Raw genomic sequence first — 23,518 nt, forward strand, 5'->3', positions numbered from 1 at the left:
GGCTCCGGAGGTCTCCTATGGTGCGTTTCCTCGTCGTACCGCAGTGGCAGGGTTCACCCGCCGCGCGCGCGATGCTCCTCGTCGACGGCGCCGCCGCCATCGCGGGCGACCTGCCGCGCGCGGCGACGACCGTGCTGGACGTCCCCGTCGAAGCCGGTGAGTCGCTCGGCACGGGCGTCCGACGTCTCAGCGCGCTCTTGCGCACGCGGGAGCTCGTGGCGGGGCATCTCGAAGCAGGGACCGTGCTGATCGGCGGCGACTGTAGCATCACGGTGGCCGCTCTCGACACGCTCCCCGGCGGTACGGACGACCTCGCCGTCGTCTGGTGCGACGCGCACGCCGACCTGCACACGCCGGAGACGTCGCCGTCCGGGGCGTTCTCCGGCATGGCTCTGCGCGCCGTGCTCGGCGAAGGAGAGTCGCAGCTCGCCCTCTCCCCCGGGGTCGCCCGCGACCGCGTGGTCGCCGTGGGCGTCCGCGCCGTGGACGATGCCGAGGCCGACGAGCTCGCGCGCGTGCGAAACCTCGGGGTCACCGACCTGGACGATCCCGCCGCGCTCGCCGACGCCGTGCAGGCGACCGGAGCCCGGCGCGTCTGGGTGCACATCGACGTGGACGTGCTGGACCCCGGATCGTTCGGCGGCGTGTCCTCTGCCGTCCCCTTCGGCGTCACCCCTGCCGCTCTGAGCACCGCCCTCAAGGAGCTGCGCGCCCGGATACCGCTCGCCGGAGCGACCATCGCGGGCTTCGCTCCGCGTACACCGGCCGATGCCGTCGACGACCTCGGGGCACTGCTGCGCCTCGTCGGAGCCGTCGCGTGACGCCGCAGCCGGGCTGGGAGACGATCGCCGCCGACCGTCTCGCGCGCGGCCGCCGGATGGACCGCCGGATCCCTTCCTTCCTGCTGCGCTCCCCGATCAGTCGCCTGGGCTACCTCTGGGGCACCGCCGTCGGCTGGGTCTGGGGGGCGCTGTGGAGCACCGGCCCGATCGAGCGACGCTCCGGCCTCTGGGTCTTCGGCGGCATGCCCCGCTGGACCTTCCATCGCGGCGGTGTGTGCGTGGGCGGCTGCTTCCTGACCGGCGATGCGCGGCCCACCGAGGCTGTTCTGCGCCACGAGGCCGTGCACAAGCAGCAGTGGCTGCGCTACGGCTTCCTGATGCCGGCGCTCTATCTGTTCGCTGGACGGGACCCGCTGCGGAATCGCTTCGAGATCGAAGCGGGGCTGGAAGACGGCAACTACGTGCGCCGCGCCCGCTGATTCAGTTCTCGACGGGGAGCAGCCCGAAGCGCTCGGGCACCCGGATCCGGTTCGCGGCGACGCCGAGACGGCCCGTGAGGTGCTCGACGATGTCGGCGGTGCCGAGGTAGCCCCCGAGCAGGGTGACGTGGGTCTCGACCTCGTCGTCCACCAGCATCTCGTCAGCCCACGCGCAGGTGGCTCGGGCCAGGGCCTGACCGGGGGCGCAGCCGCGACCGCTACCCGGGACTCCGGAGCGCGACGAGCGCGCGAGCCAGGTGACCGTCATGCGGCCGGGGGCATCGATGACGCCGATGTCGGTGGCATCGGGCACCTCGATGAAGATCCGACCGGAGGCGCAGAGCGGGAGGGTCGCGAGGAACGCTTCGAGGTCGAGCAGCGAATGCTCGTCGGCGGTCACCAGATGGTGTGCGCGACGGCGCGCTGCGCGGCGTTCCGCACGCGTGCCCCGGGTGTCGAGCGTGGTGTCCATGGTGATCCCATCGTACACCAAGCAAAGGCTTGCCTAACCTTCGGCGGAGGTTTCCGGTGGCAGCGGCTCGACGAGGGCTTCGCGGAGGGCCTCGAGCTCGGCGTCCGTCATGCCGTTCGCACGGAGGTAGCCGGCCGCCGAACCCCAGCGCTCGTCCACCTGCGCGAGGAGGCGCCGCATCACTTCCGCCGGCGAGCGGGTGGCCAGATCGACGGCGTGCACCGCCTCGGGGTGCTGTGCCCGAAGGTACGCGGCGATGCGCTGCGACCGCTCGACAGGGAGCTGCGACTCGGTGAGGGCGTAGTCGGCGATGACCGCTTCCCTGTCCGCGGCGACCGCGGAGAGCGCCAGCGCGACCGTCACCCCGGTCCTGTCCTTGCCGACGGTGCAGTGCACCAGGGTCGGCTCCCCCACGGCGATCACCCGGACGGCGGCGACGAGTCGCTCGCCGCTCTCCTCCAGCAGGTGCAGGTACAGGTCATCGAGACTGGTATCGGATTCGAAGAAGGAGCGCACGGAGCCGAGGAACAGTGGGAGATGGGTCGTCTCCGGTCCCTCGATCTCGCTCGGTTCCGCGGCGACCTCCTCACCGTCGCGGAGGTCGACGATGTGACGGACCGTCGACCGCAGGAGCGCCGCACCGTTCGTCGTCGCTGTGGAGAGCTGCCCTGACCGCAGCAGGACGCCGCGGCGGATGCGTCCGCCCTCCGCGGGGATCCCGCCGACGTCCCGGACGTTCGTGACGCCCTCGACGTCGAGGATCGTCACGCGCCCGCCTGGGAGCCGCGCGGGGGCACGGGGTAGCGCCCGGCGATGACGATGCGGTTGAAGGCGTTGATCGACACGCACGCCCAACTCAACGCGGCGTACTCTTTCTCGGTGAACACGCTCCCGACGAGGTCGTAGACATCATCGGAGATGCCATCCTCCGCGATGAACGTGAAGGCTTCCGCCAGTTCCAGCGCAGCGCGCTCCCGATCGCTGAACACACCGCTCTCGCGCCACACGGCGATCTGGCTGATCGTGTCGGCGTCCAGGCCGGCGGCGACCGCACGGTCCACGTGGATCCGCGTGCAATAGCTGCAGCCGTTCAGCTGCGAGCAGTGGATCATGACGATCTCCTTCAGGCGGTCGTCGATCCCGTTCTCGGCGCAGATCGTGCCGACCGTCTTCGAGAAGGCGTCGAGGGCCTGGTAGGCCGCAGGCTCCGTCTTGGACAGGTGCACGCGCTGTTCGGTCATACCTCCATGATATTCGGCACCGAAGGCAGGAGACGGTCCAGGACAGGCAGCACCGAAATACACGATGCCAACCTCTGAACCCGGACTCTCCGCATATTGCTGTGACGACACCGGTAAACCGTTGTCACTTTGCTCCCGCATTTCCCGCGAAGTCGAAACGGGGCGCAGAATAGCCGCGTGGCGATCGACACCAGCGAGTTCTCCTATCTTCCCGCACAGGCCGACGCGATCGGCGTTCCGCTTCCGACCGTGGAACGCCTGACGCTCCCCCTCGCCGAGGGCCGCATCGTGAGCGGGCTGCGCTTCGGGTCCGAGCCGCCGCGCATCACCCTGCTGCACGGCGCCGGGTTGAACGCTCACACGTGGGACACCACGGCGCTGGCGCTGGGGCAGCCGCTTCTGGCCATCGACCTCGCCGGACACGGCGACTCCTCCTGGCGCGACGACGCGGACTACTCCCCGCGCACGCTCGCCACCGACGTCGTCGCGGCCCTGGACGCGTGGGTCTCCTCGCCGCAGATCCTGGTGGGACAGTCGCTCGGCGGTCTCACCGGCGCTGCTGTCGCCGCGGCCCGGCCCGACCTCGTGGCCGCTCTGATCGTCGTCGACATCACCCCCGGGATCGACGTGTCCGCCGGGCCCGCGGCGCTCCGGGAGTTCTACGCCGGGCCCACGGACTTCGCGACCCGCGACGAGCTCGTCGATAAGGCGATGGCCCTGGGGTTCGGCGGCACTCGCCCCGAGACCGAGCGCGGCGTCTTCCTGAACACCCGTGTCCGCGCGGACGGCCGCGTCGAGTGGAAGCACCACTTCGCCCACCTCGCCGCCACCGCTCTGGCCGCACACGACCCCGGCACCGCGACGGCGCCGTCCGTCCTGCATGAGACCGGCTGGGACGATCTGGCGGCGGTCACCGCGCCCGTCACGCTCGTCCGCGCGGAGCGCGGTTTCGTCAGTGCTGCGGATGCGGAGGAGTTCCGGCGTCGCCTTCCGGAGGCGCGGGTCGTCACCCTGGACGCCACTCACAATGTGCAGGAGACGGCGCCGAGAGATCTCGCCGCGCTGGTCGCCTCCACCGCCGCGGCCGGAATATGACGTTCCGTTCCGCCCCAGCCCCGCACCTCCCTGCCCGACCCTAGGCTCGTCCCACCGGCACACAGCACCTGCCGCACCGAGAGGAAACACCCATGTTCCGACGTCATCGACGCTTCGCGCTGATCTCTGCGCTCGCGGCCACCGCCGTGATCCTCAGTGCCTGCTCCGGCTCCGCGGCCCCTGCCCCGTCCGCAGGCGGCGAGCCCGACCCCGACGCCACCCTGCACGTCGGTCTCGTGCTCGAGCCCACCAACCTCGACATCCGGCACACCAGCGGTGCCGCGCTCGAGCAGATCCTCATCGACAACATCTATGAAGGACTGGTCAGCCGCACCCAGGAGAACGAGATCGTCGAGCGGCTCGCCTCGGAGTACGAGGTGTCGGACGACGGCCTCACGTACACCTTCACCCTCAACGACGGCATCACCTTCCACGACGGCTCGCCCCTGACCTCCGCCGACGTCGTGGCGTCGTACGAGACCGTCCGCACCGATGACACGGTGCAGGGCAACGCGGAGTTCGCGTCCGTCTCGTCGATCTCGGCTCCCGACGACACGACCGTCGAGATCGTGCTCTCCGAGCCGAACCAGAACTTCCTCTTCTCGCTCACCGGCCCGGCCGGCCTCGTCTTCAAGAAGGGCGACACCACCGACCTGAAGACCGCGGAGAATGGCACCGGGCCCTTCACGCTCACGCGCTGGAACAAGGGCAGCACGATCACCTTCGCCCGCAACGACGAGTACTGGGGCGAGCCGGCCGGCGTCGCCGAGGTCGAGTTCCAGTACATCCCCGACTTCACGGCCGGCGTGAACGCCGCTCTCGCCGGCGACGTCGACGTGCTCACGGCCGTGGACCCGAACCTGGCTCCGCAGCTCGAGGACTCGGGGGACTTCAGCCTCACGACGGGCCGCACGACCGACAAGGCCACGCTCGCCTTCAACAACAAGAAGGCGCCGCTGGACGACGTCCGGGTGCGCGAGGCCCTGCGCCTGGCGATCGACCACGAAGCGCTCATCGAGGCCGTCGGCGCCGGCACGCCGTTGTACGGCCCCATCCCCGAGCTCGACCCCGGCTACGAGGACCTCTCCGACGTCATCTCCTACGACCCCGAGCGGGCCAAGGAACTGCTCGCCGAGGCGGGCCAGGAGGACCTCGACCTCACGCTGACCATCCCGTCGTTCTATGGCACCACCGTCCCGAAGGTGCTCATCTCGGACTTCGACACGGTGGGCGTGAACCTCGAGGTCGATTCCGTGGAGTTCCCGACCTGGCTCGAGGACGTGTACACCAACAAGGACTACGACCTCAGCTTCGTCCTGCACGTCGAGCCGCGGGACTTCGGCAACTTCGCCAACCCGGACTACTACTTCGGCTACGACAACGCCGAGGTGCAGGACCTCTACGCGCAGGCCCTGGCGGAGGTCGACGCGGACGCCTCCGCGCAGCTCCTCGCCGAGGCCGCCCGCATCGTCTCCGAGGACCACGCGGCCGACTGGCTCTACAACGGCCAGACGATCACCGCCGTGAGCCCGCTCGTCAGCGGCTTCCCGGAGGACTCGATCAACTCCCGCATCAACCTCGCGGGTGTGACCGTCTCCGCCGCGAGCTGACGACGGCCGACTCTCCGTGCTGCGTTACGCGCTCGTCCGAGGGGCCCTGCTGATCGCAGGGCTCCTCGTGTCGAGCGCGCTCATCTTCCTCACGCTGCGTGTGTTCCCCGGCGACGTCGCGCAGTTGATCGCGGGCACGCAGGCCTCGCCCGCCGAGGTCGAGGCCCTGCGGGAGTCGCTGGGCCTGAACCAGCCGCTGCTCGCGCAGTACGCCGACTGGATCAGCGGCATCCTCCGCGGTGACCTCGGCACCTCCCTGCTCTCCGGTGCGTCCGTCGGTGAGGAGCTTCTACTGAAGGCGCAGGTGACCGTCCCCCTGGGGATCATGTCGCTGGCGATCGCCGTGCTGATCGCGGTGCCGTTCGGGATCCTCGCCGCCCTGCGTCGCGGCCACCGCGACGGCACCGCGCTCAGCGTCGGCGCGCAGGCGCTCGCGGCGGTGCCCGTCGTGTGGGCCGGAATGATGCTGATCGTGGTCTTCTCCGTCTGGCTGGGCTGGCTGCCACCGCAGGGCTTCCCCCGCACCGGCTGGTCGACGCCCGGTCGGGCGATCGAGGCGCTGCTGCTGCCCGCCCTCACGATCGGCATCGTCGAGGGTGCGATGCTGATGCGCTTCGTGCGCAGCGCGACCCTGCAGGCGGCCGGACAGGACTTCGTGCGCACCGCGGCCGCCAAGGGGCTCACCAAGACCCGCGCCCTCATCCAGCACGGGATCCCGGCGGTCGGGCTCTCCATCATCACGGTCCTCGGCCTCCAGGTCGCCGGGATCATCGTCGGCTCGGTCGTGATCGAGCAGCTGTTCACCCTCCCGGGTATCGGCCGCATGCTCGTGACCGACGTCGGCACCCGCGACCTCGTCAAGGTGCAGAGCGAGCTGCTCGTGCTGACCGGCTTCGTGCTGGTGGTCGGCTTCCTCGTGGACCTGCTGCACCGCGCGATCGACCCTCGACAGCGGGAGGCCGCATGAGCGCGCGTTGGTTCCCCCGGTTGTGGCGGACCTCGACCGGCCGCTTCGGACTGATCGTCATCGGCATCGTCGCCCTGGCGGCCGTCGTGTCGCTCTTCTGGACGCCGTTCGACCCGCGGGCCTCGAACATCGGCGACCGCTGGTTGCCGCCGAGCTGGCCGCACCTGCTCGGCACGGACGACACCGGGCGCGACATCCTGAGCCTCCTCATGGCCGGGGCGCGGACGACCGTGTTCGTCAGCGTGGGTGCCGGACTCGTCGCGACGCTCGTGGGCATCGCCCTCGCCGCCCTCGGCGCCCTGACCACCCGCCTCGTCCGGGAGACGGTGGCCGTGCTCGTCGACATCCTCATCGCCTTCCCCGTGCTGCTGATCGCGATGATGATCTCGTCGGTGTGGGGCGGTTCGCTCTGGGTCGTGATCTGGGCCGTGGGGATCGGGTTCGGCGTGAACATCGCGCGAGTCACGCGCCCGGAGCTGCGCCGCGTGCAGCAGAGCGACTTCGTGCTGGCCGCTCGCGCCTCGGGGCTCACCCCCGCGCAGAGCCTCGTCCGTCACCTCCTCCCGAACGTGGCGCCGGTGTTCATCGTGCAGCTCTCGTGGTCGATGGCCGTGGCCGTCCTCGCCGAGGCGGGCCTGTCGTACCTCGGCTTCGGAGCCTCGGTCGTGGAACCGAGCTGGGGGCTGCTGCTCGCGGACCTCCAGCGCTACATCGGCGTGCATCCGCTCACCGTGATCTGGCCGGGCCTGACGATCACCCTCACCGTGCTCGCCCTCAACCTGCTCGGCGACGGGCTGCGCGAGGCCACGGATCCCACTCTGCGGCATCGCGCCGCCGAGACGCACACACCGGCGGTGGTCGCATGAGTCTGACGGTCGAGGATCTCGTCATCGAGATCGACGGACGCCGCGTCGTCGACGGCGTCTCATTCCGGGTCCCCGACGGAACCCGCCTCGGCGTGATCGGTGAGTCGGGCTCCGGCAAGTCCCTCACGGCACTCGCCATGCTCGGGCTCCTCCCGGACGGGGCGACAGCGCACGGGAGCATCCGGTGGGACGACACCGAGCTGATCGGGATGCCGGACCGCGAGCTCGCCCGACTGCGCGGCGACGACATCGGCATCGTGTTCCAGGAGCCCCGGACCGCGCTCAATCCGATCCGGACCGTCGGCCGGCAGATCGCGGAATCCATCCGGATCCACGAGGGCCTCGGGCGACGCGAGGCGCGCGATCGGGCGATCGCGGAAGCCGCCCGCGTCCGGCTTCCCGACCCGGAGACCATCGTCGATCGGTATCCGCACCAGCTCTCCGGGGGTCAGCGGCAGCGCGTGGCGATCGCGATGGCCCTCGCCTGCCGTCCGCGGCTGCTGATCGCGGACGAGCCCACGACGGCACTGGACGTGACGATCCAGGCGGAGATCCTGTCGCTGCTGCTCCGGCTCGTGGCCGACGAGGGCATGTCGCTGCTGTTCATCACGCACGACCTCGCCGTGCTGTCCCAGGTCGCGACGGAGGGCGTGGTGCTGGAGCACGGTCGCGTCGCCGAGAGCGCCCCGGTGTCGCGACTGCTGACCGCACCCTCCTCGCCGGTCACGCAGGGCCTGCTGCGGGACGCGACCGCGACGCTCTGGCGTCCCGACGGAGGCACGGCATGAGCCTGATCGAAGCACGGGGGCTGCGACGGGACTTCGTCCTGCCGAAGCGGACGGCGTTCGAGCGCACGCGGCGGCAGACGGCGCTGGAACCGACCGACCTCGATGTCCCCGAGGGCGCCGCCGTCGGCATCATCGGCGAGTCCGGTTCCGGGAAGTCGACCCTCGTGCGGCTCCTGCTCGGGCTCGACCGTCCGACCGCGGGAACCGTGTCGGTGGACGGCCGGACCGTCGATGCCACCGCCTCCGCACGGTCGCTCCACTGGCTGCGACGGCAGACCGGACTCGTCTTCCAGGACCCCTACGCCTCCCTCGACCCCCGGATGACCGCGGGACAGATCGTGCGGGAGCCGCTGTGGGCCCTCGGCATCGACGGAGATCATCGCGCCAGGGTACGAGAGGTCCTCGCCCAGGTCGGCCTCGACCCCGAGATGGGCGACCGGTACCCGCACGAGTTCTCCGGCGGCCAGCGGCAGCGGATCGCGCTCGCCCGCGCGCTGGTCCATCGTCCGCGGATCCTCGTGGGCGACGAGCCGCTGTCGGCGCTGGACGTCACGGTGCGCGCCCAGATCCTCGAACTCCTCGCGGAGCTGCGGATCGCCGACGAGTTCACGCTGCTGCTCGTGTCGCACGACATCGGCGTGGTGCAGAACCTCTGCGACACGGTCATCGTCATGAAGGACGGCCGCATCGTCGAGCGCGGTCCCACGCGGGAGGTCCTCCTGCACCCGACGGCGGACTACACCCGCACGCTGCTCTCCGCGATCCCCGTCATCCCCGACGCCTGATCGTCGACCCACCCCCTTGGGTGCCTCCCACCCCGTTGCGCGCGTCCGCAAGGGGCCGGGGCGCACGCAAAGGGGTGGGTCAGCGCGGGAAGAGCGAGAGTCGACGGCGAGGGCGGGAGGGGCGCAGCGCGCGGCGCAGGTAGACGGTGCCGAGGTCACGACCGAACTTGCGGCCGACGCGCCCCATGCGACCGGCCTCCACGAAGCCGAGCTTCTCATGCAGTCTGATCGAGGCGTCCGCCCCTTGATCACTGACGACGGCGACCATCTCGCGCAGCCCGCGCTGTTCGCAGGCGTCGATCAGGGCCTGCAGGAGAGCGGAGCCGAGTCCCTTCCCCGCCGCCCCGGGCCCGAGGTAGATCGAGTCCTCGACCGTGTACCGGTAGGCGTTCTTGCCCGCCCACGGCTGCGCGAGCGCATACCCGAGGACGGCGCCGGAGGGCGACACCGCCACCAGGAAGGGAAGGCCGAGCTGCTCCAGGAGCGCGAACTTGTCCCGCCAGTAGGGGACGCTGCTGCGGCGCTCGTCCAGGGTGACCGCCGAGTTGCTCACGAAGTGGTTGTAGATCTCGCGCACGTGCGGAAGGTCCGCGGCCCTGGCGGGACGGATGGCGTACGAGAAGGTGTCCGGTGCGGAGGCCGGTCGCAGATGACGCGGCAGAACGCGGCGACGGTCCCCCGGCTCGAACTGCATGCGCTCAGCTTAGGGACCCGGATGCCTCGCCCTCCACCCGCCAGTCCACCGGTTCCGCGCCCAGTCCCTCCAGAAGCGCGTTCGCGCGGGAGAACGGCCGGGAGCCGAAGAAGCCACGGCTCGCGGAGAGAGGGGACGGATGCGCGGAGGCGATCACGGGGGTGTCGCCGAGAAGGGGCTGGAGATTCGCCGCGTCACGCCCCCAGAGGATCGCGACGAGCGGCTGCTCCCGGGCCACGAGGGTGCGGATCGCGAGCTCCGTCACCTGCTCCCATCCCCAGCCGCGGTGGGAGGCGGCCGCTCCGGGGCGCACCGTCAGGACGCGGTTGAGCAGCAGCACGCCCTGATCGCTCCACGCGGTGAGGTCGCCGTGCGGTGCGGGCGGCAGGCCGAGATCGGCCTCGCGCTCCTTGTAGATGTTCGTCAGGCTCCGCGGCAGCGGCCGCACATCGCGGTCCACGGCGAACGACAGCCCGATCGGGTGCCCCGGGGTGGGATAGGGGTCCTGACCCGTGATGAGGACGCGGACGTCGGCGAGCGGGCGCTGGAAGGCCCGCAGCACGTGCGGCCCCGCGGGGAGGTACCCGTTGCCCGCAGCCTGCTCGGCGCGCAGCCGCTCCCCGAGCGCCGTGATGGTGTCCTGCACGGGGACCAACGCCTCCGCCCACCCCGCGTCGATCAGTCCCTCGTCGGCGAGTTCCGCGAGGGTGCGTCCCCCGGTCACTCGAGGGGCCGGACGCGCAGCGGGCCTCGCGCGAGCAGGTGCTGCGCCGACTGCGCGACGGGCCGCATCGTGATGAGGTCGAGGTTCACGTGGGCCGGGGCGTCCAGGGCGTAGGCGATGACGTCCGCCACGTCCTCGGCCAGGAGCGGCGCTTCGACCCCGGAATACACGGCCTCGGCGGCGACGGCGTCGCCCCCGAGCCGATTCAGCGTGAACTCCTCCGTGTGCACCATGCCCGGAGCGACCTCGGCCACCCGCAGGGGCTCGCCGTTCAGCTCCTGGCGCAGCGCCCGGACGAGCATCGCCTCGGCGGCCTTCGCAGCGTTGTACCCGGCGCCGCCCGGGTAGGCGGTCTGCGCGGCCGTCGAGGTCACGAAGAGGAGGTCGGCGTGACCGTCGGCGTCCGCGGCGCGACGCAGCATCGGCAGCAGACCCGCCACGAGACGCTGCGTGGCGAGCACGTTCGCGTCGTACATCCACTGCCAGTCGGCGAGCGCGGCGTCCTCGACACGGTCGGTGCCCCGCGCTCCGCCGGCGACCTGGACGAGGGCGTGCACCGGACCCGTGCGCTCCAGCTCGCCGAGGAGCGCCGCCACGGCCGCGTCGTCCGTCAGGTCGCAGGCGATCGTCGATGCCCCGGTCTCGGCGGACAGCGCGGCGAGCCGGTCCGCTCGACGGGCGACGCCGACGACGTCCCACCCCCGAGACCGCAGCACCCGCACCGTCGCCTGACCGATTCCGGAACTCGCACCTGTCACCACTGCACGTCTGTTGACCATGCCCTCCACCGTACGATGTCCGCGGAAGTTCCGCCCGTTCCCGGCCCCCGCGCCGTGTTACGTCACATTTCCCGGTCGTTGTTGACACGGCGCGATATTCCGTACTCTCGCTGCAAGGGCACCAGCCCATCCGACCTTCCGACCGTTCCAGGGGGAACACATGTCCGCACCCGAGACCTGGCGTTTCGAGACCAAGCAGATCCACTCGGGCGCCGCCCCCGACCCTGTCACCAAGGCCAGGGCGACGCCGATCTACCAGACCACGTCCTACGTGTTCGACAGCGCCGACCACGCCGCGAACCTCTTCGCGCTCGCCGAGTTCGGCAACATCTACACCCGCATCCAGAACCCGACCCAGGACGTCCTGGAGCAGCGCCTCGCCGCGCTCGAAGGGGGCACCGGCGCTCTCGTCCTCTCCAGCGGTCAGGCCGCCTCCACCTTCGCGATCCTCAACATCGCGCAGGCCGGCGACCACTTCGTCGCGTCGAGCTCGATCTACGGCGGCACGTACAACCTCTTCAAGTACACCCTCGCCAAGCTCGGCATCGAGGTCACCTTCGTCGAGAACCAGGACGACCCGGAGGAGTGGCGTCGCGCCGTCCGCCCGAACACGAAGCTGTTCTTCGCGGAGACCATCGGCAACCCGCAGATCAACGTTCTCGACATCCGCACGGTCGCCGACATCGCGCACGAGAACGGCGTCCCGCTGATCGTCGACAACACGATCGCGACCCCGTACCTCATCCGTCCGTTCGAGCACGGCGCCGACATCGTCGTCCACTCGATCACGAAGTTCCTCGGCGGCCACGGCACCACGATCGGCGGCGTCGTGATCGACGGCGGTTCGTTCGCGTGGTCGGAGAACGTCGAGAAGTTCCCCGGACTCACCGAGCCGGACCCGTCGTACCACGGCGCCAGCTACACGGCCGCGGTCGGCGACCCGCTCGCCTACATCATCAAGGCCCGGGTCCAGCTGCTCCGCGACCTCGGCTCGGCAATCGCCCCGCAGAGCGCATGGAACCTCATCCAGGGTGTCGAGACGCTGTCGCTGCGCATCGAGCGCCACGTGCAGAACGCCCAGGAGATCGCCGAGTGGCTGGACAGCCGCGACGACGTGGCCGCGGTCAACTACTCCGGCCTGCCGTCCTCGCCCTGGTACGCCAAGGCGAACGAGTACGCCCCGAAGGGTGTCGGCGCCGTGCTGTCGTTCGAGCTCAAGGGCGGTGTCGAAGCCGGACGCGAGTTCGTCAACAGCCTCTCCCTGTTCAGCCACCTCGCCAACATCGGCGACGTGCGCTCGCTCGTCATCCACCCGGCCTCCACGACGCACGCCCAGCTCACCCCGGAGCAGCAGCTCACCGCGGGCGTGACCCCCGGCCTCGTGCGCCTGTCCGTGGGACTCGAGAACATCGAGGACCTCAAGGCCGATCTCGACCAGGCACTCGCCGCCGCCCGCGCCGTCTCCGAGGCCGCGCGCGCCTGAGCACCCTCTCCGCGAAGGCCCCGGACCGCACGGTCCGGGGCCTTCGTCGTCCCCGGTGTCGTAACCTGCGGGCCGGGACCGACCGGCCAGGCGAGAATGGAGACATGGACTGGCAGACGACCTCCGAGGACACGGTGCCGTCGGCACCTGTGACGGAGGCCGACGTCCGGCTGCTCCGTGCCCGGCCACCGGCCACCGGCGCCTGGCGCGACGGCGACCCCGTCGGCGGCCGCCGGTTCGCCGCGTTCGGCGCCTTCGACACGGAGAGCGGAGCCCGGCTCCCCGGCATCCGCCTCGCGTACGAGAGCTGGGGCGAGCTCAACGCCGCCCGCGACAACGCCGTGCTCGTCCTGCACGCCCTCACCGGGGACAGCCACGTGCGCGGAGAGGCCGGTGCCGGCCACCCGACCGCCGGCTGGTGGGAGGACGTCGTCGGCCCCGGTGCGCCCCTCGACACCGACGAGTGGTTCGTGATCGCGCCGAACATGCTCGGCGGCTGCCAGGGATCGACCGGCCCCGCGAGCATCGCCCCGGACGGCTACGAGTGGGCGTCGCGCTTCCCCTACCTCACCATCCGCGACCAGGTCGCCGCGCAGGTGCGCCTGGCCGACGCGCTCGGCATCGACAGCTGGGCGGCGGTAATCGGCGGCTCGATGGGCGGCATGCATGCGCTCGAGTGGGCCGTGGCGCAGCCGGACCGCGTGCAGCGCCTCGCCGTGCTCTCCTCGCCTCCGGTCACCACCGCCGACCAGATCGCGCTCAACACCGTGCAGCTCGAGACCATCCGCATGGACCCGCGCTTCCAGGGCGGCGAGTACTACGACCTCGCGGACGGCGACGGCCCGCACCGCGGCCTGGCCCTCGCCCGCCGCATGGCGCTGCTGAACTACCGCAGCCCGATCGAGCTCAACCAGCGCTTCCAGCGCTCCTGGCAGTCGGACGTGTCGCCGCTCGGCCACGGCGGACGCTTCGCCGTGGAGTCCTACCTCGACTTCCACGGGAACAAGTTCACGCGCCGCTTCGACGCCAACAGCTACATCACCCTCGTCGAGGCCATGAACTCGCACGACGTCGGCCGGGGCCGCGGCGGCGTGGAGGAGGCCCTGAAGGCGGTGACCGCGACGACCCTCGTCCTCGGCATCGACAGCGACCGCCTCTTCCCCGTCGACGGTCAGCAGCGGATCGCCCGGAGCATCCGGAACGTGCTCGACGGCGAGGCGGTGGTGCTCACGAGCGACTTCGGCCACGACGGGTTCCTCATCGAGACCGAGGCCGTCGGCACGCACCTGCGGCGCCTGCTCGACGCCTGACCCGCGTCAGGCCGGGTCGAACCGCCACGGCAGGGTGTGGGCGTGGAGGGTCCCCTGCGCCCAGCCGAACGCCCGGCCCCCGTCGCGCACCTCCGTCTGGAACAGCTCGACCGCTCCGCCGGAGGCCAGCGCGGCCTCGACGTCGGTGAAGGCGGAGAGCCGGTGCAGCGTGAGCCAGGTGGGCGGGAAGAGCCGCCACTCCCCTGCCGCGTGCCGCTCGAAGGCCGTGTCCGGTGACACCCAGGCGAGCTCGACGACCTCGTCGGCGGCAGGCGACGGCTCGACGTCCGGCGCGAGGGCGAGGAAGAACCAGGTGCGGATCCACACGGGCGCCTCCGCGGGCGGGCGCCACTCCGACAGAGGCACCAGGTCGTCGACGACGAGTCCGACCTCCTCCGCGGTCTCCCGGGCGGCGGCCCGGCGCGCGTCCTCGACGTCCGCCGCGCCCGCCCGCCGATCCTCCGGCTCGACCTTCCCCCCGGGGAACACCCAGGCGTCCGCGAAGGAGCCGCGCGACGGACGGCGCAGCAGCAGCACCTCGAAGCCCCCGGGACTCGGGCGCAGCAGCACGACGGTTCCGGCGAGGGGGAGGTCGTCGTCGGGAGCGGTCACCCCGTCACTCTACGACGCGAGGACCGGCGTCTGCGCGACCCGCCGTGCCTCCACGCGGTACGACACCAGGGCGATGAGGAGTCCGGCCACCGCGAGCACCGCCCCGGTCCACGCCGGTGCCGTGAAGCCCCAGCCGACCGCGATCACGATGCCGCCGAGGAAGGCGCCGAGGCTGTTGCCGATGTTCAGGGCGGAGTGGTTCATGGCCGCCGCGATGGACTGGTTGTCGCCGGCCACGTCCATCAACCGCGTCTGGATCGTCGGGCTCAGCACGGACGAGACGAATCCGACGAGCACCACCACGAGGCTCAGGCTGACGATCCAGAACGAGAGCACCGCGAGGAGAGCGAAGACGACGGCCATTGCGGCGAGACCGAGCAGCAGCGTGCGGCGGAGGTCGATGTCGGCGAGATGGCCGCCGACGAGGTTCCCGCCGGTCATGCCGAGCCCCATGAGAACGAGCACGATTGGTACGACCCACTCCGGCGACCCGGCCACCTCCGTCACGAGAGGGGCGATGTAGCTGTAGACGGCGAAGAACCCGCCGAAGCCGATCGCCCCGACGCCGAGCGTGAACCACACCTGACCGATGCGGAACACCCCGAGCTCGGCCCGCATCGTGCGACCGGGGTTCCCCGGGTGCGCGGGCACGAACAGCGCGATGAAGACGGTGGCGAGCGCGAAGACGAGCGCGACGACGGCGAAGGCCGCGCGCCAGCCCCATGCCTGACCGAGGAAGGTACCCAGCGGCACACCGATGACGTTGGCGACCGTGAGTCCGGTGAGGATGAACGCGACGCCCTTGGCACGGTTGCCCGGCCCCATCACGTCGGCGGCGACGAGCGCGCCGATGCCGAAGTACGCGCCATGCGGGAGTCCGGCGAGGAAGCGCGATGCCCCGACGAGCTCGAACGTCGGCAGCACCACGGTGAGCGCGTTGAACACCGTCAACGCCAGGGCGAGCACGATCATCACCCGGTGCCGCGGATAGCGGGCGACGAAGCCGGCGATGGTCGGGGCGCCGATGACCACGCCGAGCGCGTACAGCGAGATCAGCCAGCCGGCCTGGCTCAGCGCCTCCTCCTGGCTCGACGCCCAGACGGACGGGAGGAGGTCGGCGGCGATGTTCGGCAGCAGGCCCATGACGACGAACTCGGTCATGCCGATGCCGAAACTGCCGATGGCGAGGGAGAGGAGCGCCCACTTCGCCGCACCCCTCGAAGGTGTCGAGGGATTCACCGGTTCAGTTTACCGGTCGTCGGACTCCTCGATCGCCGCCTCCAGGCGCTCGACCTTGGCGTCGAGCTCTCCCGTGTACCCCGGACGGATGTCCGCCTTGAGGACGAGCGAGACCCGGGAGCCGTACGGCATGACCGCCTCGGTCGCGCGCTTGACCACATCCATGACGGTGTCCCAGTCGGGGCCTTCGATCTCGGTGAACATGCTCGTCGTGCGGTGCGGGAGGCCCGAAGCGCGGACGACGCGCACAGCCGCGGCGACGGCGTCGTGCACGGAGGCATCGGTGCGCTCGGCACCGTCGGCGGGCGTGCCGCTGGGGGCGACGGAGAAGGCGATCAACATGGGTTCACTCCTGGGTTCGGGGACGGCGGACGACGGGGACCCGCGCGAGCGCGACGGCGCTCACGACGGCGAGGACGACGAGCAGGGCGTTGCGCATCGTGAGCAGCAGGACGGGGGCGGCTTCGGCCCGGAGCAACCCGTCGTAGCTCAACGGATACACGAGGCAGGTGAGCAGGCACAGCGCGAGCACGAGTGCCGCGGCGGTGTGCGCGCGACGGCGGTCGAGCACGAGCCACAGGATCACGGGCGCGAGTAGCCAGGTCTGGAACTGCGGCGAGCCGACCTTGTTCAGACCGATGAGCACCGTCACCAGGAGCAGGGCCAGCGGAGGGAAGAGTCGCGCGAACGACGCGCCGCGGGCGGCCTTGACGCTGCCGACGACGGTGACGATGGCGACGCCGAGCACCAGGAGCGGGGTGAGGACCGCGGCGACGACCTCCGCTCCTCGCGCGTTGACCTGGAAGGTGAGGATGTCGTAGCTGTACTCGATGCGGGCGGCCCCCGTCACAGCCGTCCAGAGGAACGGCGTGGCGGCGATCGCCTCGATCTGGAGTCCCCGGCCGGTCTGCGCGGTGAGGAAACCGAGGATCTCGGTGTCGGCGCCCAGCAGCAGGAGCACCACCACCACACCGGCGGTGACCGCCGCCGCGACCAGGAGCATCCGCAGCCGGGCCCTCCCGGCCACGACCGCCGCGAGGAGGAGCGCACCGGGCCAGATCTTGATCCACGCGCCGATGGTCAGCAGCGCCGCGGCGAGGGCCGGACGGGTCACCAGCCAGAGGCCGGCCACGACCGCGATCGGCACGGTGACGGCATCGAGGCGATACAGCGCGATGGGTCCGAGGAGCAGCAGCGCCGCGCACCAGAACCACGCGGCGGTGCGACGGGCCCGGACGCGTCCGCGCCCGACGAGGACGGCGAAGGCCACGGCGTCGAGGACCGTGACCAGGAGCGCCCACCCGATGAGGTACGCGCCCGAGACGCCGAGCAGCGGGAGGAACGGGGCGGCGAGCCCGGTGGCGAGCATCATCGGCAGGAGCGCGAGCTGCGGATACACCCACGACTCCGTGACGCCCACGATCTCCCCGCCGCTCCATGCCGCGGTCGCCCAGGGCTCGTACACGAGCACGACGTCCCCCATGGGCTGGCTCGGATACACCCAGCCCAGCCACGCGGTCAGGACGTGGACGACGAGGAAGGCGATCCACAGCGCGAGCACGCTCCTCCGGGTCGTGGTCCTCACGACAGGAGGTCCGCGACCGCGCGGGGCAGCGCCTCCGCGACGTCAAGCGCGACGATCGGATGGCCGCTCGCACCCCCGGTCGCCGCGGCGGCGAGGCGGGCGGCATGCCCGTGCAGCCAGACGGCCGCTGCGGCGGACTCGATAAGTGGACGGTCCGGGTTCGCTGCGATCACGGCGGCGACGATCCCCGCCAGCACGTCCCCCGTCCCGGCCGTCGCGAGCCAGCCGGTTCCCGCCTCGACGGCGATGAGCCTGCCGTCCGGTGCGGCGAGCACGGTGCGCGCCCCCTTGCGGAGCACCACGCCGTCGATAGCGGAGGATACCCGGCGGATGTCCGTCGCGTCGTCACCGCTGTCGTCGATGCCGACGCGCTCCCGCAGCCGCGCGAACTCCCGGCCGTGCGGCGTGGCGACGAACGGGGCGCGGGCGGTCGGCGCCAGATCGAGCGCTCCGGCGTCGATGACCACGGGGACGTCGCCGCCGACGATCTCGCGCAGTGCCTGCGCCTCCGCCGCGCTCCGGTCGTCCGGATCGGTCCCGGAGCCGATCACCCAGGCACCGATCCGCGTGCGTCCGGCGTCCGGCCCGCCGACGGTCTCGGGACGCCGGGCGAGCACCGCCCCCACCGCCGTCGCCGCTCCCACGTACCGCACGAATCCGGCACCGGTGCGCCAAGCCGCCTCGACGCCGAGCACCGCGGCGCCGGGATAGGCGGCCGATCCGGTGCGGATGCCCACGACGCCCCGGGAGTACTTGTCATCCTCGGCGGTCGGCGCGCGGAAGAACCGCGCCGCGTCGCTGCGGGACCACTCGCGCACGTCGCTCATGACTCCACGTTAGCCCGATGGCCCTGTCCCGTCCGCGTCGGCGGTACCGTCGAACGGTGAGTCTTCTCTTCTCCCCGCTGACCATCCGGTCCACCACGTTCCGCAACCGCCTCTGGGTCTCCCCCATGTGCATGTACAGCGCCGTCGACGGCGTCGCGCAGGAGTGGCATCACACGCACCTCGCGCAGTTCGCGTCCGGCGGCGCGGGCCTCATCGTGGCGGAGGCCACGGCCGTCGTGCCGGAGGGCCGCATCTCTCCGCGCGACCTCGGGCTGTGGGACGACGCGCAGCGCGACGCGCTGTCCCCGATCGTCCGGGCGATCCACGACCGCGGGGCGACCGCGGGCATCCAGCTCGCGCACGCCGGCCGGAAGGCCTCGACCTGGTGGCCGTGGGCCGACGAGCGCGGTACGGTCCCCACGTCCGAGGGCGGATGGACGACCACCGCACCGTCGGCGGTGGCCTACGAGGGGTTCGCCGCCCCGATCGCCCTGGACGCGGCGGGCATCGACCGCGTGGTCGACGGGTTCGCCGCGGCGACCAGGCGGGCGCTCGATGCCGGCTTCGACGTCATCGAGATCCACGGCGCCCACGGCTACCTCCTGCACCAGTTCCTGTCGCCGCTGTCCAATCTCCGGGAGGACGAGTACGGCGGCTCGCTGGAGAACCGCGCCCGGCTGCTGCTGCGCGTCGTGGATGCGGTGCGCGAGGCGGCGGGTGACGACGTGCCGGTGTTCGTCCGCATCTCGGCGACGGATCACGCCGAAGGCGGATTCACGCCCGAGGAGGCCGCGACGGTGGGCACCTGGGCGACGGCGCGCGGCGCCGACCTCATCGACGTCTCCAGCGGCGGCCTCGTCGCGCACCAGCGCATCAGCGTCTCCCCCGGCTATCAGGTCCCCCTCGCCGAGACCGTCCGCCAGGGTGGGCGCATCCCGGTGTCGGCCGTGGGCCTCATCACCGCCGCCGCCCAGGCCGAGCAGGTGCTGACCGACGGGGCGGCCGACGCGATCTTCGCCGGACGGGAGTGGCTGCGCGACCCGCACTTCGCGCTCCGTGCCGCGCACGAGCTGGGCGACGAGGTCGCCTGGCCGCCGCAGTACGAACGCGCGCACTGGCGCTGACGCCCACGACGAAGGCCGCCGTTCCCGAGGGAGCCGGCGGCCTTCGCGTGTCCTGATGTCAGTGACCGCGGACGCGACGGGTCGCGTCCTGCACCTCGCCGACGAGCTCCTCGAGGATGTCCTCCAGGAACAGCACGGCGGTCGTCTCCCCCCGCGCGTCGCGGACCTTGGCCAGGTGACGGCCCGCGCGTCGCATGACGGCGAGGGCGTCCTCCAGGTCGGTGTCCTCCTGCACGGGCACCATGTGGTGGATGCGCTTGCCGGGGATCGGCTCGAGCACCTTGGCCTCGGCGTCCGGTCCCTCGGAGGCCCGCAGGATGTCCTTGAGGTGGACGTAGCCGATCGGGACCTCCTCCTCGTCGACGATCACGTAGCGCGAGAACCCGTAGCGGGCCACCGCCTTCTCGATGTCGTCCGGCGTGGTCGTCTGCGGCAGCGTGACGAGGTCGCTCAGCGGAACGGCCACGTCTCGGGCCTTCTTGTCGGTGAACTCCACCGCGGCCGTCACCGTGCCCGCGGTATCCATGAGCACGCCCTCACGGCGCGACTGGTTGACGATGGTCGCGACCTCGTCGAGGGTGAAGGTCGACGCCGCCTCGTTCTTCGGCTCCACGCGGAAGAGGCGCAGCACGCCGTTCGCCGCCGCGTTCAGCAACCAGATCACCGGCATGAACACCTTCGACACCCACACCAGCGGCGTCGCCAGCAGCAGCACGGCCCGGTCGGGAATCGAGAACGCGAGGTTCTTCGGCACCATCTCGCCGAACACGACGTGCAGGAACGACACGATGAGCAGCGCGATCGTGAAGGACACGACGTCCACCGCACCATCCGACCAGCCCACCGCGTGCAGCGGCATGGCGAGCAGGTGGTGGATGGCGGGCTCGGAGACGTTCAGGATGAGCAGCGAGCAGATCGTGATGCCGAGCTGCGAGGTCGCGAGCATGAGCGTCGCGTGCTCCATGGCGTACAGCGCCGTCTTGGCCGGGCGCGAGCCGCGCTCCGCCTTCGGCTCGATCTGCGAGCGCCGTGCGGAGATCACCGCGAACTCGGCGCCGACGAAGAAGGCGTTCGCCGCCAGCAGGACGACGAGCCAGGCGAGGCCTCCCCAATCGCTCACAGGGACACCCCCTCGATGATGACGGCGTCCGGTCTCGGGACGTAGCGCACCCGATCCACCCGGCGGCCGTCCATGCGGATCACCTGCAGCGTGCCGCTGTCGAGCGGCACCTCGTCGCCGACCGCCGGCACCCGCTCCAGGACGCTCATGACGTAGCCGCCGACCGTGTCGTACACATCGCCCTCCGGCACCTCGACGCCCGCACGGCTGCGCAGCTCATCCGGGCGCAGCTCACCGGGGAAGGTCACCCCGTCGCGGTTGCGGATGATGCCGGCCCTCGTCCGGTCGTGCTCGTCGGAGACCTCACCGACGAGCTCCTCCACGAGATCCTCCAGAGTCACGATGCCGGCGGTCCCGCCATACTCGTCGACGACGACCGCGAGCTGGTAGCCGCGACCGCGGAGATCGGAGATGAGCGCGTCGACGTGGGCGGTCTCCGGCACCCGGAGCGGGTCGGTCGCGAGAGCCCCGACGGGCACCTCGGCCCGGCGTTCCCGCGGAACCGAGATGGCGGCCTTGAGGTGCACGACGCCCGTGATGTCGTCGAGGTCCTCATCGAAGACCGGGAAACGGCTGTGGCCGGTGCGCCGGGCGAGCTGGATCACGTCGTCCACGGAGTCGCCGGCGGCGATCGCGTGCATGCTCGGGCGCGCCGTCATGACGTCCGCAGCCGTGAGCCGCGAGAAGGTGAGCGTGCGGTCCAGCAGCGTGGCGGTGTCGGCCTCCAGCACGCCGGCGCTCGCCGACCGCCGCACGAGAGAGGAGAGCTCCTCCGCGCTGCGGGCGCCGGAGAGCTCTTCCTTGGGCTCGATGCCCATGCTGCGCAGGACCCCGTTGGCGCTGCCGTTGAGCACGACCACCGCGGGCTTGAACACGGTCGTGAACGCGATCTGGAACGGCACCACGAGCTTGGCCGTCGCCAGAGGCAGGGCCAGGGCGAAGTTCTTCGGGACGAGCTCGCCGAGGATCATCGAGAGCACGGTCGCGACGAACATCGCAACGACGGTCGCGATGGGCGCCACCGCCGCCTCCGGGATGCTCCAGGCGACGAGCGTGGGCCGCAGGAGGTTCGACAGTGCCGGCTCCATCGTGTATCCGGTCAGCAGCGTGGTCAGCGTGATGCCGAGCTGTGCGGAGGAGAGATGCGTCGACGTGTGCCGCAGGGCGCTGATCGTGAGCGAGAGGCGAGACTCCCCGCGCGCCTGGCGCGCTTCCAGATCCGCGCGGTCGAGGTTCACGAGAGCGAACTCGCTTGCGACGAAGAGGCCGGTGCCGACCGTGAGCAGAAGCCCCACGCCCAACATGATGTAGTCCATCAGATCTTCCTCTCCGGGGAGAGAACGGGACGGTGGGGCGATGTTCGGCAACTGGGAGGGTCGTCCATAGTGCGCTCGATTCTACAGAAGCGGACTGTGGTCGCGGCAGGTGATCACCAACTGACCGGCAGCGCCTTGCCCTCCTCGTATCCCGCGGCGGACTGCAACCCGACGAGGGCGCGGTCGTGGAACTCCGGCACCGTCGAGGCGCCGGCGTAGGTGAACGACGACCGCACGCCCGAAGTGATCATGTCGAGCAGATCCTCGACGCCGGGGCGCAGCGGGTCGAGATAGATCTTCGACGACGAGATGCCTTCGGCGAACAGCTCCTTGCGCGCCCGCTCGTAGGCATCGAGCCGACCGAACCGCGCCTGCACCGCCTTCGTGGACGCCATCCCCCACGACTCCTTGAACAGACGGCCGTCGGCGTCGCGCTGAAGTTCCCCCGGGGCCTCGATCGTTCCGGCGAACCAGGAACCCACCATGACCGAGGCGGCACCGGCCGCGAGCGCGAGGGCCACGTCGCGCGGGTAGCGCACTCCGCCGTCGGCCCAGACGTGCGCTCCGGCCTCGGCGGCGGCCTGGGCGGTCTCCAATACGGCGGAGAACTGCGGCCGACCGACCGCGGTCATCATGCGGGTCGTGCACATCGCTCCTGGCCCCACGCCGACCTTGAGGATCGAGGCGCCCGCGTCGACGAGGTCCCGCACGCCGTCCGCGGTGACGACGTTCCCCGCGACGATCGGAAGCCCGAGGCCGAGGGCCGCGACCTCCTGCAGCGCACGGAGCATGCCCTCCTGGTGCCCGTGCGCGGTGTCGACGACGAGCACGTCCACGCCGGCGGCGGCGAGCGCCTTCGCCTTGGCCGCCACGTCGCCGTTGATGCCGACCGCCGCCGCCACCGCGAGCCGCCCACCGGCGTCGACGGCCGGGCGGTACAGCGTCGCGCGCAGGGCGCTGCGGGCGCTCAGCGTGCCGACGAGGTGCCCGTGGTGCACGACGGTGACCATCTCGACGTCGGCCTCGGTGATGACGTCGAAGGCGTGCCGCTCCGAGCCGATGTCGTCGGCGTCGATGGACGGAGTCCCCCGGTGCACGAGGTCGCCGAGCTGTGCGTCGGGGAGCGCGGTGGCGAGCCGGGTCGCGGGGAGGACGCCGATGATGCGGTCGACGTCCACCGGTGCGGCGCCACGAGCCACGACGATCCCGTGACCGACCGCGGCCGGAAGCAGCCGCAGGGCGTCCGCGACGGTCGCCTCGGGAGGAAGCACGATGGGCGTGTCCCAGAGGACAGGCTGGCTCTTCACATCACGGATCGCCGTGTCGAGGTCCTGGAGCGGGAGATCCTGCGGCAGCACGCCCAGCGCCCCTCGACGGGCGAGCACGGCCGCGATGCGCGGTCCTGTCACCGAGTTCATGTTGGCGGCGACGAGCGGCAGCGTCGCCGGGGTCCCGTCGTGCGGGGCGAGGTCCACCTGCAGACGACTGGTGACGGCCGAGCGGCGCGGCACGAGGAAGACGTCCGAGTAGGTCAGATCGACGGTCGGCTGCGCTCCTGAGAACTCCATGCCTCCACGCTACCCAGATCGGCGCGCCACGGGTCGCTCTCTTCGACGTCTC

25 protein-coding genes are annotated in these 23,518 nt (G+C 71.3%); 11 read left to right on the forward strand and 14 right to left on the reverse strand.

Features of this window, described 5'->3' with window-relative positions; genetic code table 11:
* Positions 1-17: 17 nt before the first annotated feature.
* Together CYL12_RS05970 and CYL12_RS05975 are read left to right on the forward strand one after the other, a co-directional pair.
* The gene (locus tag CYL12_RS05970) at positions 18-821 is read left to right on the forward strand and encodes an arginase family protein (RefSeq protein WP_101846395.1); all 804 of its coding nucleotides are present in this window, start codon (positions 18-20) and stop codon (positions 819-821) included.
* A gap of 56 nt (positions 822-877) precedes the next feature.
* The gene (locus CYL12_RS05975; protein ID WP_233486881.1) at positions 878-1,261 is read left to right on the forward strand and encodes a Fe-S oxidoreductase; all 384 of its coding nucleotides are present in this window, start codon (positions 878-880) and stop codon (positions 1,259-1,261) included.
* Position 1,262: 1 nt separating this feature from the next.
* Here the strand turns inward: CYL12_RS05975 and CYL12_RS05980 are convergent, their stop codons facing one another.
* The 3 genes from CYL12_RS05980 to CYL12_RS05990 are packed head-to-tail and all read right to left on the reverse strand — an operon-like array spanning position 1,263 to position 2,974.
* Positions 1,263-1,733: an SIP domain-containing protein gene (locus CYL12_RS05980; protein ID WP_101846399.1), complete on the reverse strand. Its 471-nt coding sequence runs from the start codon at positions 1,731-1,733 to the stop codon at positions 1,263-1,265.
* A gap of 33 nt (positions 1,734-1,766) precedes the next feature.
* Positions 1,767-2,501, reverse strand: a complete 735-nt coding sequence (locus CYL12_RS05985; RefSeq protein WP_101846401.1) for a tyrosine-protein phosphatase — start codon at positions 2,499-2,501, stop codon at positions 1,767-1,769.
* On the reverse strand, positions 2,498-2,974 hold the full coding sequence (locus CYL12_RS05990) for a carboxymuconolactone decarboxylase family protein (protein ID WP_101846404.1): 477 nt from the start codon (positions 2,972-2,974) through the stop codon (positions 2,498-2,500). Before CYL12_RS05990 ends, CYL12_RS05985 begins: the two co-directional genes overlap by 4 nt.
* Positions 2,975-3,151: 177 nt before the next feature.
* Between CYL12_RS05990 and CYL12_RS05995 the strand changes: the two genes are divergently transcribed.
* The 6 genes from CYL12_RS05995 to CYL12_RS06020 all read left to right on the forward strand — a co-directional run bounded on the left by CYL12_RS05995 (position 3,152) and on the right by CYL12_RS06020 (position 9,085).
* Positions 3,152-4,069, forward strand: a complete 918-nt coding sequence (locus CYL12_RS05995; RefSeq protein WP_101846406.1) for an alpha/beta fold hydrolase — start codon at positions 3,152-3,154, stop codon at positions 4,067-4,069.
* Between the two features lie 92 nt (positions 4,070-4,161).
* Positions 4,162-5,679, forward strand: coding sequence for an ABC transporter substrate-binding protein (locus CYL12_RS06000; RefSeq protein WP_101846408.1), 1,518 nt, complete (start codon positions 4,162-4,164; stop codon positions 5,677-5,679).
* Positions 5,680-5,695: 16 nt separating this feature from the next.
* Positions 5,696-6,646 carry an ABC transporter permease gene (locus CYL12_RS06005; RefSeq protein ID WP_101846410.1) on the forward strand — a complete coding sequence of 317 codons (951 nt, stop codon included), beginning with the start codon at positions 5,696-5,698 and terminating at the stop codon, positions 6,644-6,646.
* Complete coding sequence (locus tag CYL12_RS06010) at positions 6,643-7,512, forward strand: ABC transporter permease (protein WP_101846412.1); 870 nt, start codon at positions 6,643-6,645, stop codon at positions 7,510-7,512. The genes CYL12_RS06005 and CYL12_RS06010 overlap by 4 nt, the downstream gene beginning before the upstream one ends.
* Positions 7,509-8,300: an ATP-binding cassette domain-containing protein gene (locus tag CYL12_RS06015; RefSeq protein ID WP_101846414.1), complete on the forward strand. Its 792-nt coding sequence runs from the start codon at positions 7,509-7,511 to the stop codon at positions 8,298-8,300. The genes CYL12_RS06010 and CYL12_RS06015 overlap by 4 nt, the downstream gene beginning before the upstream one ends.
* Entirely contained in the window at positions 8,297-9,085 is a 789-nt protein-coding gene (locus tag CYL12_RS06020; RefSeq protein WP_101846416.1) for an ABC transporter ATP-binding protein, read from the forward strand. The genes CYL12_RS06015 and CYL12_RS06020 overlap by 4 nt, the downstream gene beginning before the upstream one ends.
* A 79-nt stretch (positions 9,086-9,164) precedes the next feature.
* Here CYL12_RS06020 and CYL12_RS06025 read toward each other — a convergent pair whose 3' ends face one another.
* The 3 genes from CYL12_RS06025 to CYL12_RS06035 are packed head-to-tail and all read right to left on the reverse strand — an operon-like array spanning position 9,165 to position 11,282.
* Positions 9,165-9,779 (reverse strand): GNAT family N-acetyltransferase, encoded by a 615-nt coding sequence (locus tag CYL12_RS06025; protein ID WP_101846418.1) that lies wholly within the window; start codon positions 9,777-9,779, stop codon positions 9,165-9,167.
* A 4-nt stretch (positions 9,780-9,783) separates the two neighbouring features.
* Positions 9,784-10,503, reverse strand: coding sequence for a uracil-DNA glycosylase (locus tag CYL12_RS06030; RefSeq protein ID WP_101846420.1), 720 nt, complete (start codon positions 10,501-10,503; stop codon positions 9,784-9,786).
* The gene (locus CYL12_RS06035) at positions 10,500-11,282 is read right to left on the reverse strand and encodes an SDR family oxidoreductase (protein WP_199399193.1); all 783 of its coding nucleotides are present in this window, start codon (positions 11,280-11,282) and stop codon (positions 10,500-10,502) included. Before CYL12_RS06035 ends, CYL12_RS06030 begins: the two co-directional genes overlap by 4 nt.
* 160 nt (positions 11,283-11,442) lie before the next feature.
* Between CYL12_RS06035 and CYL12_RS06040 the strand changes: the two genes are divergently transcribed.
* Positions 11,443-12,765: a bifunctional o-acetylhomoserine/o-acetylserine sulfhydrylase gene (locus CYL12_RS06040; protein WP_025103077.1), complete on the forward strand. Its 1,323-nt coding sequence runs from the start codon at positions 11,443-11,445 to the stop codon at positions 12,763-12,765.
* 104 nt (positions 12,766-12,869) lie between these two features.
* A complete protein-coding gene (locus tag CYL12_RS06045; RefSeq protein WP_101846422.1) occupies positions 12,870-14,075 on the forward strand; it encodes a homoserine O-acetyltransferase MetX in 1,206 nt (401 codons plus the stop codon).
* Positions 14,076-14,081: 6 nt separating this feature from the next.
* Here CYL12_RS06045 and CYL12_RS06050 read toward each other — a convergent pair whose 3' ends face one another.
* Genes CYL12_RS06050 through CYL12_RS06070 form a run of 5 tightly spaced genes read right to left on the reverse strand, consistent with a single transcriptional unit; the run spans position 14,082 to position 18,338 of the window.
* A complete protein-coding gene (locus tag CYL12_RS06050) occupies positions 14,082-14,687 on the reverse strand; it encodes an NUDIX domain-containing protein (protein ID WP_101846424.1) in 606 nt (201 codons plus the stop codon).
* Between the two features lie 9 nt (positions 14,688-14,696).
* Positions 14,697-15,926 (reverse strand): MFS transporter, encoded by a 1,230-nt coding sequence (locus tag CYL12_RS06055; protein ID WP_101846426.1) that lies wholly within the window; start codon positions 15,924-15,926, stop codon positions 14,697-14,699.
* Positions 15,927-15,935: 9 nt separating this feature from the next.
* Positions 15,936-16,268, reverse strand: coding sequence for a thiamine-binding protein (locus tag CYL12_RS06060; RefSeq protein WP_071328308.1), 333 nt, complete (start codon positions 16,266-16,268; stop codon positions 15,936-15,938).
* A gap of 4 nt (positions 16,269-16,272) precedes the next feature.
* Complete coding sequence (locus CYL12_RS06065; protein ID WP_233486846.1) at positions 16,273-17,511, reverse strand: hypothetical protein; 1,239 nt, start codon at positions 17,509-17,511, stop codon at positions 16,273-16,275.
* A complete protein-coding gene (locus CYL12_RS06070; protein ID WP_101846430.1) occupies positions 17,508-18,338 on the reverse strand; it encodes an NAD(P)H-hydrate dehydratase in 831 nt (276 codons plus the stop codon). The genes CYL12_RS06065 and CYL12_RS06070 overlap by 4 nt, the downstream gene beginning before the upstream one ends.
* Positions 18,339-18,394: 56 nt before the next feature.
* Between CYL12_RS06070 and CYL12_RS06075 the strand changes: the two genes are divergently transcribed.
* Positions 18,395-19,462, forward strand: a complete 1,068-nt coding sequence (locus tag CYL12_RS06075) for an NADH:flavin oxidoreductase/NADH oxidase (RefSeq protein WP_101846432.1) — start codon at positions 18,395-18,397, stop codon at positions 19,460-19,462.
* Positions 19,463-19,520: 58 nt separating this feature from the next.
* Here CYL12_RS06075 and CYL12_RS06080 read toward each other — a convergent pair whose 3' ends face one another.
* The 3 genes from CYL12_RS06080 to CYL12_RS06090 all read right to left on the reverse strand — a co-directional run bounded on the left by CYL12_RS06080 (position 19,521) and on the right by CYL12_RS06090 (position 23,466).
* Positions 19,521-20,582: a hemolysin family protein gene (locus CYL12_RS06080; RefSeq protein WP_101846435.1), complete on the reverse strand. Its 1,062-nt coding sequence runs from the start codon at positions 20,580-20,582 to the stop codon at positions 19,521-19,523.
* On the reverse strand, positions 20,579-21,898 hold the full coding sequence (locus CYL12_RS06085) for a hemolysin family protein (protein WP_101846437.1): 1,320 nt from the start codon (positions 21,896-21,898) through the stop codon (positions 20,579-20,581). The genes CYL12_RS06080 and CYL12_RS06085 overlap by 4 nt, the downstream gene beginning before the upstream one ends.
* A gap of 113 nt (positions 21,899-22,011) precedes the next feature.
* Entirely contained in the window at positions 22,012-23,466 is a 1,455-nt protein-coding gene (locus CYL12_RS06090; protein WP_101846439.1) for a GMP reductase, read from the reverse strand.
* Positions 23,467-23,518 lie beyond the last annotated feature (52 nt).

It is taken from the genome of Zhihengliuella sp. ISTPL4 (assembly GCF_002848265.1).
Lineage (GTDB): Bacteria > Actinomycetota > Actinomycetes > Actinomycetales > Microbacteriaceae > Microbacterium.